This is a genomic window from Enterobacter sp. ECC-019, assembly GCF_043974075.1.
In the GTDB taxonomy this organism is placed as follows: domain Bacteria; phylum Pseudomonadota; class Gammaproteobacteria; order Enterobacterales; family Enterobacteriaceae; genus Enterobacter; species Enterobacter asburiae_D.
In genome coordinates this window covers 205,353-221,771 of record NZ_CP143759.1, presented here as the reverse complement: position 1 = coordinate 221,771, position 16,419 = coordinate 205,353, and the positions used below count along the sequence as shown (strand labels likewise).

15 protein-coding genes are annotated in these 16,419 nt (G+C 56.8%); 9 read left to right on the top strand and 6 right to left on the bottom strand.

All coding sequences use genetic code 11. The annotated features are described in order from the left end of the window. The first annotated feature begins 14 nt into the window (after positions 1-14). Genes dam through trpS form a run of 4 tightly spaced genes read left to right on the top strand, consistent with a single transcriptional unit; the run spans position 15 to position 3,297 of the window. Positions 15-827 (top strand): adenine-specific DNA-methyltransferase, encoded by an 813-nt coding sequence (gene dam / locus V1566_RS01190; RefSeq protein ID WP_395304835.1) that lies wholly within the window; start codon positions 15-17, stop codon positions 825-827. A 41-nt stretch (positions 828-868) separates the two neighbouring features. Further along, on the top strand, positions 869-1,546 hold the full coding sequence (rpe, locus tag V1566_RS01185; protein WP_024907923.1) for a ribulose-phosphate 3-epimerase: 678 nt from the start codon (positions 869-871) through the stop codon (positions 1,544-1,546). Further along, positions 1,539-2,300, top strand: a complete 762-nt coding sequence (gph, locus tag V1566_RS01180; protein WP_395304834.1) for a phosphoglycolate phosphatase — start codon at positions 1,539-1,541, stop codon at positions 2,298-2,300. The genes rpe and gph overlap by 8 nt, the downstream gene beginning before the upstream one ends. Then, a complete protein-coding gene (gene trpS, locus V1566_RS01175; RefSeq protein ID WP_395304833.1) occupies positions 2,293-3,297 on the top strand; it encodes a tryptophan--tRNA ligase in 1,005 nt (334 codons plus the stop codon). The genes gph and trpS overlap by 8 nt, the downstream gene beginning before the upstream one ends. Before the next feature lie 146 nt (positions 3,298-3,443). On the opposite strand, the gene V1566_RS01170 is transcribed toward trpS, so the two are convergent. From V1566_RS01170 to nirB, 4 genes are all read right to left on the bottom strand, one after another. After that, on the bottom strand, positions 3,444-3,614 hold the full coding sequence (locus tag V1566_RS01170) for a YhfL family protein (protein WP_008503029.1): 171 nt from the start codon (positions 3,612-3,614) through the stop codon (positions 3,444-3,446). 142 nt (positions 3,615-3,756) lie between these two features. Beyond that, positions 3,757-5,130 carry a siroheme synthase CysG gene (gene cysG / locus V1566_RS01165; protein WP_395304832.1) on the bottom strand — a complete coding sequence of 458 codons (1,374 nt, stop codon included), beginning with the start codon at positions 5,128-5,130 and terminating at the stop codon, positions 3,757-3,759. A gap of 135 nt (positions 5,131-5,265) precedes the next feature. Beyond that, positions 5,266-5,592, bottom strand: a complete 327-nt coding sequence (gene nirD, locus V1566_RS01160; RefSeq protein WP_029740471.1) for a nitrite reductase small subunit NirD — start codon at positions 5,590-5,592, stop codon at positions 5,266-5,268. After that, positions 5,589-8,132 carry a nitrite reductase large subunit NirB gene (gene nirB, locus V1566_RS01155; protein WP_233396107.1) on the bottom strand — a complete coding sequence of 848 codons (2,544 nt, stop codon included), beginning with the start codon at positions 8,130-8,132 and terminating at the stop codon, positions 5,589-5,591. Before nirB ends, nirD begins: the two co-directional genes overlap by 4 nt. Positions 8,133-8,370: 238 nt before the next feature. Here nirB and V1566_RS01150 point away from each other — a divergent pair, with 238 nt between their 5' ends. Next, entirely contained in the window at positions 8,371-9,687 is a 1,317-nt protein-coding gene (locus V1566_RS01150; protein WP_395304831.1) for a cytosine deaminase, read from the top strand. 3 nt (positions 9,688-9,690) lie between these two features. Here V1566_RS01150 and tsgA read toward each other — a convergent pair whose 3' ends face one another. Beyond that, positions 9,691-10,875: an MFS transporter TsgA gene (gene tsgA / locus V1566_RS01145; RefSeq protein WP_121426109.1), complete on the bottom strand. Its 1,185-nt coding sequence runs from the start codon at positions 10,873-10,875 to the stop codon at positions 9,691-9,693. Between the two features lie 278 nt (positions 10,876-11,153). On the opposite strand from tsgA, the gene ppiA reads away from it, so the two are divergent. The 4 genes from ppiA (at position 11,154) to V1566_RS01125 (ending at position 14,318) form a co-directional block, all read left to right on the top strand. Next, positions 11,154-11,726, top strand: a complete 573-nt coding sequence (gene ppiA / locus V1566_RS01140; RefSeq protein WP_023309471.1) for a peptidylprolyl isomerase A — start codon at positions 11,154-11,156, stop codon at positions 11,724-11,726. 106 nt (positions 11,727-11,832) lie between these two features. Next, the gene (locus V1566_RS01135) at positions 11,833-12,417 is read left to right on the top strand and encodes a putative adenosine monophosphate-protein transferase Fic (RefSeq protein WP_395304830.1); all 585 of its coding nucleotides are present in this window, start codon (positions 11,833-11,835) and stop codon (positions 12,415-12,417) included. A gap of 30 nt (positions 12,418-12,447) precedes the next feature. Further along, positions 12,448-13,011 carry an aminodeoxychorismate synthase component 2 gene (pabA, locus tag V1566_RS01130; protein WP_395304829.1) on the top strand — a complete coding sequence of 188 codons (564 nt, stop codon included), beginning with the start codon at positions 12,448-12,450 and terminating at the stop codon, positions 13,009-13,011. Between the two features lie 86 nt (positions 13,012-13,097). Further along, entirely contained in the window at positions 13,098-14,318 is a 1,221-nt protein-coding gene (locus tag V1566_RS01125) for an aspartate aminotransferase family protein (protein ID WP_395304828.1), read from the top strand. Here V1566_RS01125 and V1566_RS01120 read toward each other — a convergent pair. Next, positions 14,315-16,402 (bottom strand): YccS/YhfK family putative transporter, encoded by a 2,088-nt coding sequence (locus V1566_RS01120; protein WP_395305937.1) that lies wholly within the window; start codon positions 16,400-16,402, stop codon positions 14,315-14,317. The two genes, V1566_RS01125 and V1566_RS01120, sit on opposite strands and share 4 nt — an antisense overlap. Positions 16,403-16,419 lie beyond the last annotated feature (17 nt).

The window sequence follows — 16,419 nt, the reverse complement described above, 5'->3', positions numbered from 1 at the left end:
ATCAGTTAGTCAGCATGAAAAAAAATCGCGCTTTTCTGAAATGGGCAGGGGGGAAGTACCCCCTGCTCGATGATATTAAAAAGCACCTGCCTAAAGGCGAGTGTCTTATCGAGCCTTTCGTGGGTGCGGGATCGGTGTTCCTCAACACCGATTTTTCTCGTTATATCCTGGCGGATATCAACAACGACCTTATTAGCCTCTATAACATCGTTAAGCTGCGTACCGAAGAGTATGTCGCAGAGGCGCGCAAACTGTTTACGCCGGAGAATAATAGCCCGGACGTTTACTACCAGTTCCGCACTGAGTTTAATCAGAGTCAGGATCCGTTCCGCAGAGCGCTGCTGTTCCTCTATCTCAACCGACATGGTTACAACGGCCTGTGCCGGTATAACCTGCGTGGGGAATTTAACGTGCCGTTTGGTCGCTATAAACGCCCGTATTTCCCGCAGGACGAGCTGTATCACTTTGCCGAAAAAGCGCAGAACGCAGAGTTTCATTGCCTCTCCTATGAAGAGTGTATGGAACTGGCAGGCGTAAACTCGGTGGTTTACTGTGACCCCCCTTACGCACCACTGTCTGCAACGGCGAATTTCACCGCTTATCACACCAACAGCTTCAGCCCGGCCGAACAGGCTCGTCTGGCGGAGATGGCGGAAAAGCTGGTCAGCAAAAGAATTCCGGTGTTAATTTCGAATCACGATACCCCTGATACGCGCGAATGGTACAAAGCCGCGAAGCATTTTCAGGTCAAAGTGCGGCGTAGCATTAGCAGCAACGGCGGCACACGTAAAAAGGTGGACGAACTTCTGGCTCTTTATCGCCCCTGAGCCGTTTTGCCCGCCGGTAAACACATTTCAAGGAGAAGCGGATGAAACAGTTTTTGATTGCTCCCTCAATTCTGTCGGCCGATTTTGCCCGCCTGGGTGAAGACACCGCCAAAGCTCTCGCGGCTGGCGCAGATGTTGTCCATTTCGACGTTATGGACAACCACTACGTCCCGAATCTGACCATTGGTCCAATGGTGCTTAAGGCATTGCGTAACTATGGCATTACCGCGCCGATCGACGTTCACCTGATGGTGAAGCCTGTTGATCGCATCGTGCCTGACTTCGCCGCAGCGGGTGCCAGCATCATCACTTTCCATCCGGAAGCTTCTGAACACGTGGACCGCACGCTGCAGCTGATCAAAGAGAACGGCTGTAAAGCGGGGCTGGTGTTTAACCCGGCCACGCCGCTGAGCTATCTCGACTATGTCATGGACAAGCTGGACGTGATCCTGCTGATGTCCGTTAACCCGGGCTTTGGCGGTCAGTCGTTTATCCCCCACACGCTGGATAAGCTGCGTGAAGTGCGCCGTCGTATTGATGAGTCAGGCTACGATATTCGTCTGGAAGTGGACGGCGGTGTGAAAGTGAATAACATTGGTGAAATTGCGGCAGCGGGCGCGGATATGTTCGTTGCAGGTTCGGCAATTTTCGACCAACCGGATTACAAAAAAGTCATTGATGAAATGCGCCGTGAGCTGGCGAAGGTAAGTCATGGATAAATTGCAGGCAATTCGGGGTGTGGCATTCGACCTCGACGGCACGCTGGTCGACAGCGCGCCGGGCTTAACGAGCGCCGTAGACCAGGCGTTGTACGCTCTTGAACTGCCCGTTGCGGGTGAAGATCGTGTGGTGACGTGGATCGGTAACGGTGCCGATGTTCTTATGGAGCGTGCGTTGACGTGGGCTCGTCAGGAGCGTGCGTCGCAGCGTTCCGCGCAGGGTAAACCGAGCGTTGACCACGCTGACATCCCTAAGGATGAGCAGCTGCGTATTCTGCGCAAACTGTTCGATCGTTTCTATGAAGAGACCGTCGAGGAGGGCAGTTTCCTGTTCCCGGACGTTCAGGAAACGCTGAGCGCGCTGCACGCGAAGGGCATCCCGCTGGGGCTGGTGACGAACAAGCCGACGCCATTTGTCGCACCTCTGCTGGAGGCGCTGGATATCGCGAAGTACTTCTCCGTGATTGTGGGCGGCGATGATGTGCAGAACAAAAAGCCGCATCCGGAACCGCTTCTGCTGGTGGCAGGAAAATTATCCTTAACGCCTGCGGAGCTGCTCTTTGTCGGTGATTCCCGGAATGATATTCTGGCTGCCAGAGCGGCAGGCTGTCCTTCCGTGGGATTAACCTATGGCTACAACTACGGTGAGGCCATCACGCTGAGTGAGCCGGATGTAGTGTTCGACCACTTCAAAGATTTGTTGCCCGTACTCGGGCTTTCGCACAGTGAACATCAGGAATTGAATAATGACTAAGCCCATCGTTTTTAGTGGCGCACAGCCGTCAGGTGAATTGACCATTGGTAACTACATGGGTGCGTTACGTCAGTGGGTCAGCATGCAGGATGATTACCATTGCATTTACTGCATCGTCGATCTCCACGCGATTACCGCGCGTCAGGATCCTGAGAAGCTGCGTAAAGCCACCCTGGATACGCTGGCGCTGTACCTGGCCTGCGGCATCGATCCTGAGAAGAGCACCATTTTTGTTCAGTCTCACGTGCCAGAGCACGCGCAGCTGGGCTGGGCGCTGAACTGCTACACCTATTTCGGCGAGCTGAGCCGCATGACCCAGTTCAAGGATAAATCCGCGCGCTACTCTGAAAACATCAACGCCGGCCTGTTCGACTATCCGGTGCTGATGGCGGCGGACATCCTGCTGTATCAAACCAATCAGGTGCCGGTGGGTGAAGACCAGAAGCAGCACCTGGAGCTGAGCCGTGATATCGCCCAGCGCTTCAACGCAATTTACGGCGATGTGTTTAAAGTGCCAGAGCCGTTCATTCCGAAATCCGGTGCGCGCGTGATGTCGCTGCTGGAGCCGACCAAGAAGATGTCCAAGTCAGATGATAACCGCAACAACGTTATCGGCCTGCTGGAAGACCCGAAATCCGTTGTCAAAAAGCTCAAGCGTGCTGTGACCGATTCCGACGAGCCGCCTGTTGTGCGCTACGACGTGCAGAACAAAGCGGGCGTCTCCAACCTGCTGGATATTCTCTCCGGCGTGACCGGACAGAGCATTCCTGAGCTGGAGCAGCACTTCGAAGGCAAAATGTACGGCCACCTGAAAGGTGAAGTGGCAGATGCCGTTTCCGGCATGCTGACCGAGCTGCAGGAGCGCTACAACCGCTATCGCAACGACGAAGCCTTCCTGCAGAAGGTAATGAAAGACGGCGCGGAAAAAGCCAGCGCGCGCGCGTCCGAGACGCTGAACGCGGTGTACGAAGCGATTGGGTTTGTGGGTAAACCTTAAACCTGCTTTGCCGGGTGGCGCTGACGCTTACCCGGCCTACGGGATCGTGTAGGTCGGGTAAGGCGAAGCCGCCACCCGACTAAAAAACACTCTCTCCAAAACTAAAAAACCGGGAAATCCCCGGTTTTTTTACGCCTGAAAATCGCTTACTGCTGTGCCGCCGGGCCGCAACCGCCGATGATCTTCGAAATGGAGATCGCCGGGTGCAGCAGGTAATCGTAGCTGCAGTTATTTTTGGTGTTTTGCACGTGACCGGTGCAGGCGGTCAGAGTCGATAACAGGCCAACCAGAACGGCGGCTTTTGCCAGTTTGAACATACGAATTCCTTGTCTTGAAACTTAAATTGGATGTAACACGAGGGAATAAATGGAAAAGTTCCATTTCAGATCGGTATGTTATCGACAGCGGTAACAGGGGAGTAGTCCGCTTAAGGACTACTCGAAGAAGGGCGGATATGCGTTAGTGATTCGAGAACCAGTTCAGCTTGTCGCGCAGTTCAACCACACGACCCACTACAATCAGCGCCGGGCTTTCAACCTGCTGCGCCAGCTCGCCGAGCTGCGTCAGCACGCCATCCACCACGCGCTGCTTGATGGACGTACCGTTTTCCACCAGCGCGACCGGCATATCTGCCTCCATGCCGTGCTCCAGCAGCTTCGCCTGGATGGTCGCGGCCTGGTTCAACCCCATGTAGAACACCAGCGTCTGCTTTTCGGCGGCCAGGTTGTGCCAGTCCAGCTCGCTGCCGGTTTTCAGATGCCCCGTCACCAGACGCACGCTCTGGGCGTAGTCGCGGTGGGTCAGCGGAATGCCAGAGTAAGCTGAACACCCGGATGCCGCCGTAATGCCCGGCACGACAGAGAACGGAATACCTGCGTCACACAGGGTTTCCAGCTCCTCGCCGCCGCGCCCAAAGATAAACGGATCGCCGCCCTTAAGGCGCACCACGCGCTTACCTTTTTGCGCCTCGCGCAGCAGGATCTGGTTAATCTCCTCCTGCGGCACACAGTGGTAGCCCGCCCGTTTGCCGACGAATATGCGGTCGGCGTCGCGGCGCACCAGGTTCATGATGTCATCGGAGACCAGGCGGTCATAAACCACGATATCGGCCTGCTGGATCTGCTGCAGTCCTTTCAGCGTCAGCAGGCCCGAATCTCCCGGCCCGGCCCCGACCAGCACCACTTCGCCGCGATGGTCCAGCGGCTCGCTCAGGAGCTGTTCGGTGGTCTCTTCAACGGCTTTGGTGTCCTGATTCGCCAGCGACTGCGCCAGCCTGTCGTTCACAAAGAATTTTTCCCAGAAGCGACGGCGCTCGCCCACGGTCGTGAAGGTTTGCTTCACGCGGGTACGAAGCTGCCCGGCGTAATGGGCTATCTGACCAAGATGTTGGGGCAACAGGGCCTCCAGCTTTTCCCGCAGCAGGCGGGCGAGAACCGGCGAGCGTCCGCCGGACGACACCGCAATCATCAGCGGCGAGCGGTCGATAATCGACGGCATGATAAAGCTGGCCTCTTTCGGCGCATCCACCACGTTGCAGAAAATTCGGCGTGCTTCGCAGGCGTCGCTAACGCGCTGGTTCACTTCATCATCATCCGTCGCGGCAATGGTCAGCCAGCAGGTATCCAGCAGGGAGACATTAAACTCTCCCAGTTCCAGCGTGAGCATCCCTTCCTGGGCCCAGACCTCAAACTGTGGGGCAAAGGCGAGGGCGTTGACGGTCAGTCGGGCGCCAGCCTCTAACAGCAGGCGCGCTTTGCGTTCAGCCACGTCGCCGCCGCCCACGAGCAGGCAGTCGCGGTTGCGTAATTGACAAAAAATCGGCAGGTGATCCACGACGTTACCTCGCAGTATTCATGGAGGGGGTAAGAATTGACGTCAGGATAACAGCAGGAATCGTACAAAACATACGGTTTTTCCTGCCGTTACCCATAAGGGGTCATAAGCTTTTCGTATTGAAAAGGCGGGGGATTAGCCTTTCAGCTGCACCTTGCCGTCCTTCACGCGAACGTCATAGTGCTTCACTGAATGACTCTCATCTTCCATGCAGTAACCGTCGCTTAAGCGGAAGCGCTGCTTTTTCAACGGACTGGCAACCCACAGCTCCCCCTGATGTTCGGCAATCAAGCCCCGGGAGAGAACGCTGGCCTCGAAGAACGGGTCGATATTGCTGATGGCAAAAACCTGCTCATCGTGGCGAGGGCGGAAAATCGCGACCTGTTCTTTGCCCAGCAGCGCGCAGACGCCGGTGGCAGGGATGATGTCGTTAATATCGCAAATGTTTATCCACTGGCTCATGCGTTTTCCTCCACCAGCGTCACCGGAATACGTTCATACGGTGTCGCCGGACGATGCTGTTCACGCTCCGGCACAACCTGTACGTTCGGGTCGCGCTGGGTGCTGTTGATAAAGTGTTTGAAGCGCGTCTGCGCCGCCGGGGTGTTGACGGTTTCCGTCCACTCGCAGATCACCGCCTCGCGAAGACGCGCCATCTCGGCTTCCAGATGTTCGTTCAGACCCAGCTTGTCGTCGATGATGACCGATTTCAGGTAGTCGATGCCGCCCTCCAGGTTATCGAGCCAGGAAGCGGTACGGGTCAGCTTATCGGCGGTACGGATGTAGAACATCATGAAGCGGTCGAGATACTGAATCAGCGTGTCGCGATCGAGATCCGCCGCCAGCAGGTCCGCATGGCGTGGCTTCATCCCGCCGTTGCCGCAGACGTACAGGTTCCAGCCTTTCTCGGTGGCGATGATACCTACGTCTTTACCCTGCGCTTCTGCGCATTCGCGGGTACAGCCGGAGACGCCAAACTTCATTTTGTGCGGGGTGCGGATGCCTTTGTAGCGGTTCTCCAGCTCCACGCCGAAGCCCACGCTGTCGCCCACGCCGTAGCGGCACCAGGTGCTGCCCACGCAGGTTTTTGCCATGCGCAGCGCTTTGGCGTACGCGTGGCCGGTTTCGAAGCCGGCTTCAATCAGCTGACGCCAGATTTCCGGCAGGTCGTCCTTCTGCGCGCCAAACAGGCCGATACGCTGGGAGCCGGTGATTTTGGTGTAGAGGTTAAATTCACGCGCAATACGGCCCACGGCAACCAGCCCTTCCGGCGTAATTTCGCCACCGGCGGAACGTGGAATAACGGAGTAGGTGCCGTCTTTCTGGATGTTGGCCAGGAAGTTGTCGTTGGTGTCCTGCAGCGGCGTATGCTCGGGCTTGAGCACGTACTCGTTCCAGCAGGAGGCCAGCAGGGAGCCGACGGTCGGTTTACACACTTCGCAGCCGTAGCCCTGGCCGTGCTTCGCCAGCAGTTCGTCAAAGGACTTAATGCCTTCCACGCGGATCAGATGGTACAGCTCCTGGCGAGAATACGCGAAGTGCTCGCACAGGTTGTTGTTCACTTCGATGCCTTGTTTCGCCAGCTCGGCGTTCAGCACCTGCGTGACCAATGGAATACAGCCGCCGCAGCCGGTACCGGCTTTGGTTTCGGCTTTCAGGGCCGCAACGGTGTGGCAGCCTTTATTGATGGCGGAGATCAGCATGCCTTTAGTGACGTCGAAGCAGGAGCAAATCTGCGCGCTGTCCGGCAGTTTATCCACGCCGATAGACGGCTTGCCGCTGGAGGCATGAGCCGGGAGGATCAGCGCGTCCGGGTTTTCCGGCAGTTCGATGGCGTTCAGCACCAGCTGGAGCAGGTTGCCGAAGTCACTGGTGTCGCCCACCAGCACCGCACCGAGCAGAGTTTTATTGTCCTGGCTGACGATCAGGCGCTTATACACTTCTTTGCTTTCGTCGAGATAGACATAGCTGCGGGAATTCGGGGTGCGGCCATGCGCATCGCCAATACCGCCCACGTCCACACCCAGCAGCTTCAGCTTGGCGCTCATGTCTGCACCGGTAAACGCGTTTTCGCTGCCGAGGATATGGTCCACGGCGACCTGCGCCATTTTGTAGCCTGGCGCTACCAGACCGTATACGCGGTTGTTCCAGCTGGCGCATTCACCGATGGCGTAGATATCCGGATCGGAGGTCTGGCAGGTGTCGTTGATCATGATCCCGCCGCGCTGCGCCACGGCCAGACCGCACTGGGTCGCCAGCTTGTCGCGCGGACGAATACCGGTGGAGAAGACGATGAAGTCTACTTCCAATTCGCTGCCATCGGCAAAGCGCATGGTTTTGCGTGCTTCAGTCCCTTCCTGAACGATCTCTTTGGTGTTCTTGCTGGTGTGAACCTTCACGCCCATGCTTTCGATTTTACGACGCAGCTGGTCACCACCCATGTGGTCCAGCTGTTCGGCCATCAGCATTGGGGCAAATTCGATGACGTGGGTTTCAACGCCGAGGTTTTTCAGTGCGCCAGCCGCTTCCAGGCCCAGCAGACCGCCGCCGACAACCGCACCGCGTTTGCTTCGGCGCGCGCAGGACTCAATGGCGTTGAGGTCTTCAATGGTACGGTAGACGAAGCAATCCTGAGTTTCCGAGCCTTTGATCGGCGGGATCCACGGATAGGAGCCCGTCGCCATGATCAGCTTGTCGTAAAAAACCGTACGCCCGGCGCTGGAGTGGATCACTTTTTCCTGACGGTTGATGGTGATAGCGCGTTCGCCCACCAGCACTTTTACGCCATGCTTCTCGTAGAAACCTTCACGCACCAGAGAGAGCTCTTCGGCGGTATGATGGGAGAAGTAGGAAGACAGGTGCACACGGTCGTACGCCTTGCGGGGTTCTTCACAGAACACGGTAATATCGAACTGCTCAGCATCGGCCTTATCGAGAAGATCCTCAATAAAGCGGTGGCCGACCATGCCGTTACCGATGATAGCGAGTCTGACTTTGCTCATTATTGCCTCGATTTCTTTTCTATTATTGCCTACCTTAACGATTCAGCAGGGGCGCTTATTGATGCAAATCAAATACGTCTTCGCCTACTCCTTAGGTGGTATGCGACTGATTTGTCAGGATTTTTATAAGTGGCGGAAATCGCAGGCTTTTCGTGCTCGTTGAATTTGTGTACAAATCAGGGGCGGTTTTCAAAAATCGATACGCCTGAATATCAGCGGCGTTTTTTAGGGGAAGGGTATGTCTACAACACCGTTATGGCTTGTTCAGAATGTTCGTTTACCGGGTCGGGAAGGGCTGTGGCAACTCGCCATTGAGAACGGGCGATTTGGTGACATCACCCCGATGGACGACACCCACGCCGAAAGTTATGAAGTATTGAACGCGCGCGGCGGGCTTGCTATCCCGCCGTTCATTGAGCCACATATCCATCTTGATACGACCCAGACCGCAGGTGAGCCGAACTGGAACCAGTCCGGCACGCTGTTCGAAGGCATTGAGCGCTGGGCGGAGCGCAAGGCGTTGCTCAGTCATGAGGATGTTAAAGCGCGCGCCTGGAAAACGCTGAAGTGGCAAATTGCCAACGGCATCCAGTTTGTCCGTACCCATGTGGATGTCTCCGACCCGACGCTTACCGCCCTTAAGGCGATGCTGGAGGTGAAGCAGGAGGTTGCCCCGTGGGTGACGCTGCAAATCGTCGCGTTCCCGCAGGAAGGTATTCTCTCTTACCCGAACGGCGCGGCGCTGCTGGAAGAGGCATTAAAGCTGGGGGCCGACGTGGTGGGGGCGATCCCACACTTCGAGTTCACCCGCGAGTATGGCGTGCAGTCGCTGCATATCGCTTTTGAACTGGCGAAGAAGTATGACCGCCCGCTGGATATCCACTGCGATGAAATCGACGACGAGCAGTCGCGGTTTGTCGAGACGGTGGCAGCGCTGGCGTATGAAGCAGGTATCGGCCCGCGCGTGACGGCCAGCCACACCACCGCCATGCACTCCTATAACGGCGCTTACACCTCGCGGCTCTTCCGTTTGCTGAAAATGTCGGGGATTAACTTCGTCGCCAACCCGCTGGTCAATATTCACCTGCAGGGGCGCTTTGATGACTATCCTAAACGCCGCGGCATCACCCGGGTGAAAGAGCTGCAGGACGCGGGCATTAACGTCTGCTTCGGTCATGACGACGTCTTCGACCCGTGGTACCCGCTCGGCACCGGCAACATGCTGCAGGTGCTGCATATGGGGTTACATGTCTGTCAGATGATGGGCTATCCGCAAATCGACAGCGGCCTGAATCTCATCACCCATAATAGTGCCCGGACCTTCGGCCTGAGCGATTACGGCATTGAAATCGGAAACCCGGCAAACCTGATTATTCTGCCTGCGGAGAGCGGGTTTGAAGCCGTGCGCTGCCAGGTGCCGGTGCGCTGGTCGATTCGTCAGGGACGGGTGATCGCTACGACGCAGCTGGCGCAGACGTGGATCCAGACGGACGTCGGGGGAGAAGAGGTAAGTTTTGCCAGAAACAGCCCCTCTGCAGAGCGCAAAGGGGCGTAAGGGTTAGTGAGACGCTGCTGCCGCGTTGTGCTGGCGGTGGCGGGTCACGAAGCCCAGGATGAAGCACATGATGAACACTACGGCATACAGACCGTTAGCGGTGTGCAGCGCCGCCAGCGGGCCGCTGTGGGCCACGATCGGGCCAGTGACCACGAAGGTCAGCATGGTGCCGATGGTGCCGCAGGTCAGGACGAAGTTAACCAGCTTCGGCGAGGCCACTTTGGTCTGCAGGGAGCCCAGGGTGATGATCGAGGTATAAATGGCGCTGGAGAAGAAGCCCAGGGTCAGAATGAACCACGGCATATGTTCCGGTGAACCGTTGATGAACAAGTACATCAGCACGGTCGCCATGCCCGCCAGAACGGTCAGAATGCGCTGCAGGTCGAAGAAACGCAGGATGAAGCTAAACGCCCACATGCCGAACATGTAAGACATCCAGAAATCGCTCACCAGTTGACCCGCGTCGTTCAGGCTCATGCCCAGACCTTTGGCGTATTCCGGTACCCAGGAGATAAAGCCCAGCTGGCCCAGGATGTAGCACAGGGCGGCAACGGAGAGGAACAGCACGCCGATGCCCCATTTTTCTTTCGCAACGGGCTCTGCGGTAGTTTGCGCTTTCTTGCCCAGCACCGGGAACTCACAGCCGAAGGTCAGAATAAAGATCGCCACGTAGACCAGACCAATGCAGGCATAGACCCAGTACCACTCGATGCTGCGCGCCAGCAGAACGGCCGCGACCATCGGGAAAATCATTCCGGCCATGCTGAAGAAGGAGTCGGTAAACAACAGGCGCGCGCCGCGCTGGCGGCCTTCATACATATGGGTAATCAGGAATGTACCGATCGACATGGTGATCCCGCTGACCAGACCAAGCACGAACATCGCGGCGGAGAACAGGGCGATGCTGTGGCTCAGCATCAGGCCCGCCACGGCGGCGACCATCAGCACAAAGCCAAAACGCAGCTGCGTTTTCAGCGGAACGATTTCCATCAGCCAGGCATTCAGGAAGATAGAGATCAGGATCCCTGCGTTGAGGAAGGTGAAGGTATTACTCATGCTGGAAACGGGCAGCTGGAAGTAGTCTGCGATATTCCCCATCACCATCCCGGTGACGATCACCAACGCGCCGGTCAGGGCGTAGGAGAAGAAGCTGATCCATGTGAGCTTGATGCGATTGCTGTTAGTCATGTCTGGCCTGTTCAGAAAAAGAAAAGCGCCCAGGGGGCGCTGAGAGCGGGCAGATTTTAGACATTAAAGTGATCCATTCATATCTTTTAAGAGAAATTAGAAGTTCATTGCATGATTTTGTGTGATCGTGATCACACAAAAAGGCGCGAAAGCCAACCGTTTGCGCGGTTACAACTGTTTCAATTTCGTAAAATTAGGTAAAAGGCTGGTCTCCGTTCATACTGCTCTTTAGAATCAAGCCATTCGCTTTTTATATTGCGCTTTGTTAAGGAATTCTCATGCTCAAATCAACACTGGCGGCTGTCGCAGCTGTGTTTGCTCTTTCTGCCGTTTCCCCTGCTGCGCTGGCAGCAAAAGGAGACCCTCACGTTCTGCTGACCACCTCCGCCGGGAACATTGAGCTGGAACTGAATAGCCAGAAAGCTCCGGTTTCGGTGAAAAACTTCCTCGACTACGTGAACAGTGGTTTCTATAACAACACCACCTTCCACCGCGTGATCCCAGGCTTTATGGTGCAGGGCGGCGGCTTCAACGAGCAGATGCAGCAGAAACAGCCGAACCCGCCTATTAAAAACGAAGCGGACAATGGCCTGCTGAACAAGCGCGGCACCATCTCCATGGCGCGTACCGCAGACAAAGACAGCGCGACCAGCCAGTTCTTCCTGAACGTGGCGGATAACGCCTTCCTCGACCATGGTCAGCGCGACTTCGGCTATGCCGTTTTCGGTAAAATCGTGAAAGGGATGGACGTGGCCGACAAGATTTCTCAGGTGCCTACCCATGACGTCGGTCCGTATCAGAATGTGCCGTCAAAACCGGTGGTTATCCTCTCCGCAAAAGTTCTGCCGTAATTCTTCTGAACGCGGGCTTCTCCTGCCCGCGTTATGTAACCCTCCCTGCGAAAGCGCGTTTTGCTGCTTATACTTGTGGCAAACGGACTATTCAGGGAGGCGTTAAGTGAAAAAACTCACCGACAAGCAAAAATCCCGTCTCTGGGAGCAGCAGCGTAACGTCAATTTACAGGCCAGTTGTCTCCTTGAAAAAGGTAATGGTCCCTCAGACCCCCATATTGAGACGCTGGAGCTTGGGCCTTCCGCGCCCGGGTTGCCCCATCTGTGCCTTATTCATCGTCATTTGTACCGCAGCGAGATGAAGCAGGCAGGTGAGCTCCGTACCGACGATATTTTTAAAGGGGATATTCCCTTCTGCCATTTTGAGTACATCGAGAAGATGGGTAATGAGCTGATGGCGGCGCTGGAAGGCGAAAAGTATCTTGTGAGTCTTGAGAAAGCGGCGTTTGTTGACCGGGTTAGCCACTATTACTGCGAAATCAACATGCTGCATCCTTTTATGCGCGGCAACGGTATTGCCCAGCGCGTTTTCTTCGAGCAACTGGCGCTCCACGCGGGCTACGTGCTGGACTGGCGCGATATCGATCCCGAGCAGTGGGTGGCGGCTAACCGAAGTGGCGCAACGGGAGATTTAACCGCGTTAAACGCTATCTTTGCCAAAGTAGTGAGCGAAGCGCGGGAATCTGAGTAGAATAGGGCGGCATTTTTTTCGGGAGCTGCCATGATTCTGCTGATTGATAACTACGATTCCTTCACCTGGAACCTTTACCAGTATTTTTGTGAACTGGGTGCAGAGGTGGTTGTCCGCCGCAACGACGAGATCGATCTCGCCGATATCGAGACGCTGGCTCCGCAGAAAATCGTGATTTCTCCGGGGCCGTGTACGCCGTCGGAGTCGGGTATTTCTCTGGATGTGATCCAGCACTATGCCGGCAAGCTGCCGATCCTGGGCGTCTGTCTGGGCCATCAGGCGATTGCCCAGGCGTTTGGTGCCACCATCGTACGCGCCGCCAAAGTGATGCACGGGAAAACTTCTCCAGTCAACCACACCGGCACCGGGGTATTCACGGGGCTCAATAACCCGTTAACCGTGACGCGCTACCATTCCCTGGTCATTGACCCGTCGACGCTGCCCGACTGCTTTGAGGTGACCGCCTGGAGCGATACGCAGGAGATCATGGGGATTCGTCACCGCGAATGGGACCTCGAAGGCGTGCAGTTCCACCCGGAAAGCATCCTCAGCGAGCAGGGGCACGCGCTGCTGGCAAATTTTCTCAATCGCTGAATATCTGTTGCCTTGCTGTGATTTTTTATGCATATTTTGTGATTATATTTTCACAATCACTGTGACATAAAATGGATGGTCATGACATGGCAACTGAACAACCAGCAATTACCCGCGCGACATTTGATGAAGTGATCCTGCCGATTTATGCACCGGCTGAGTTTATCCCGGTGAAGGGAAAGGGCAGCCGCGTCTGGGATCAGCAGGGTAAAGAGTATGTGGATTTTGCGGGCGGTATTGCGGTCACAGCGCTGGGTCATTGCCATCCCGCGCTGGTGGAGGCGCTGAAAACCCAGGGCGAAACCCTGTGGCACACAAGCAACGTGTTCACCAACGAACCGGCGCTGCGCCTGGGACGTAAGATCATCGATGCCACGTTCGCCGAGCGCGTGCTGTTTATGAACTCCGGCACCGAGGCCAACGAAACCGCTTTTAAGCTGGCGCGCTACTACGCGACAACGCGCCACAGCCCGTACAAAACCAAAATCATTGCCTTCCACAATGCCTTCCATGGACGCTCCTTCTTTACCGTCTCCGTTGGCGGTCAGCCGAAGTATTCCGACGGGTTTGGCCCGAAACCGGCCGACATCGTCCACGTGCCGTTTAACGATCTGCATGCCGTGAAAGCGGTAATGGACGACCATACCTGCGCAGTGGTTGTCGAGCCGATCCAGGGTGAAGGCGGCGTGACCGCGGCAACCCCGGAATTCCTGAAAGGGCTGCGCGCGCTGTGCGACGAACATCAGGCGCTGCTGGTGTTTGATGAAGTGCAGTGCGGGATGGGGCGTACCGGCGATTTGTTCGCGTATATGCACTACGGCGTGACGCCGGATATTCTGACCAGCGCTAAAGCGCTCGGCGGTGGTTTCCCGGTGAGTGCGGTACTGACGACGCAGGAGATCGCCTCCGCGTTTCACGTCGGCTCTCACGGCTCTACCTACGGCGGTAACCCGCTGGCAAGTGCTGTGGCGGGGGCCGCGTTCGACATCATCAACACGCCAGAGGTGCTAAACGGCGTTAGCGCGAAGCGCGAGCTGTTCGTAAAACACCTGCAAAAGATTGATGAGCAGTACGACGTGTTCAGCGAAATCCGCGGGATGGGGCTGTTGATTGGCGCCGAGCTGAAGCCGCAGTACAAGGGCCGCGCGCGTGATTTCCTGCACGCCGCCGCGCACGAAGGGGTGATGGTGCTCAATGCCGGGCCGGACGTGATGCGCTTTGCGCCATCGCTGGTGGTGGAAGACAAAGACATTGAAGACGGGTTAACCCGCTTTGCCGCGGCGGTAGCAAAGATCGTTAAAGGCTAATACTCGGTTCGCTTCAATCGGCGGGTTAGCCAAATCCCATGATGCGGACGCTGACGCCATGCCACCGACGAAATGGTGTGCATGGTGTTCAGATGTCCCAGAACGCGCTGCAAATGCTGCTCCAGCGTGCTCATTGGCCCGTGGGTTAACGTCTCCGGCGCTTCCAGAATGTTCGAATCTCCCGATTCACCCGGCGAGTCATATTCCAGACGCTGCTGACACCTCTGCAACGCAATTTCACACGACTGCAAATAGCGCTGCGCCAGATCGGGCGTCAGCATCGTGTGCTCGCGCGCCAGCGTGGTCATGGCGTTAATGTGCTCGACGATAAACTGGCTGTGCGTCACCCAGAGCTTCATGTCTTCCAGATAGTGCGAGTTAAAGCCCGGCTCCTGCATCGCCTGGTTGAGCGAGTTAAACAGGGCGTTGTGCGCCTGGTTGACCTTCATTCGCTGCCAGGCCAGCGGCGTCGGTTGAGGATTGTCGCTGAGGATCAGCCTGATGGCCTCCTGATCCGCTTCCAGCGCGTCGTGGGCGTTCTGGCGCAGTAGTCCGCTTTGCCACTGCGGCCACAGCCAGACCATGCCGCCAAAGGCAATCAGACAGCCGATCAGGGTATCAATCAGCCTGGCGACAATAAACTGTTCGCCATTGAGCGTGAGCAACTGCAGGGTATATACCGCCGTCACCGTAAAGCCCACCATCGCCCAGCCGTAGTTTTTGCGGATAATCAGGTAGCTCACCAGCGTAACCGCCAGCATGCCTGCCAGGGTATAGCCTTCCGGCACGTGGAAGTGCAGCGTCACGCCCGCAATGATCAGCCCGGCCATCGTTCCGCCAGCCCGATGCAGAATACGCACCCGCGTGGCGCCGTAGCCGTTCTGGGTAACAAACAGCACGGTCATTAAGATCCAGTAGGGTTTCGGCAGGTGCAGCGCCATGCCCATCAGGCTGGCGGTACTGAGCATCACGCTAATCCTTGCGGCGTTGCGCAGGGCGGAGGATTTAAGAGAAAGATAGCTTTTGAGCGCGGGCAATAGCGGAAGCCGTTTCTGCTTATCCGCCATCAGGTCGCGGGGATAAAGCGGGCGCTGCGTGCGCAACACGCGGGCGATACGGCTGAAGTGCCAGGCGGCAAACTGGCCGACGGGGTTATCCGGATGCTGACGGGCGATTTTCTCCAGCGCGCCCAGCTGCTTATCCATGTTAAAGCGCGTCGGGTAGCGGTGATAGAGAATATCATCGGCCAGCACGCGCAGGCGCGCGGATACGGTTTGCGCGTTCCAGCGGATCACCGCTTCGGCGTGGCTGCGCTCGACCAGCTTTTGCACCTCCTGCGGGTGGTGCAGGCTAACGGAGATATGCTCCTGCAGATCCAGCCCGACCTGGAAGGTGCGCAGCAGCCGCTTATACTCGTGGTTCTTGTTGGCGGCTAGCATATGCAGCTGCTGATAGCACTGGCTTATCAGATCCACCACCTTCTGCTGGCGCGTCAGCAGCGGGGGTAAGGATTTTTCCGGATCGGTATGCTGGGTGAGCAGGGTGTATTTGGCTTCGCAGTAATCCGCAAGCTGCACATAGAGCAGGCTCAGGGATTCACGCAGCGGCTGTTCGCGCCATAGCCAGAACCAAAACCAGTTAAACAGTCCGTACCAGAGCGTGCCAAGGGCGTAGATCAGCAGCGGCTCCCACACCGGCATATTCCCGGCGAGGCTCAGCGTAAAAATGGCCGCAATCAGTGAGGCGGGAAGCAGGCGGGCGTGCAGCGAACTGATTTCCGCCGTGACGCCGAGCGTCATCGCCAGCACGGTCAGGATCAGCGGCAGCGGGATATCACGAGCCAGTAACAGCTGCACGGCGAGGCTACAGCCCGCAAACAGGCAGCCGCCGATAATCAGGCGTTTGAAAAAGCGCTTATGCGGCGTGTCAAGACCGGCGATGTTGCAGCAGGCGGGCACGAGGGAAAACAGCAGGCCTTGCTGAAGATGTCCGAGGATCAGGCCTATGGCCACAGGAAGACACAACACCAGCGTTTGTCGCAGTGCGTAGTTAACTTCCGGGTGATAGATCAGCCTGCGCCACATGGGGAATAGAGACAAAA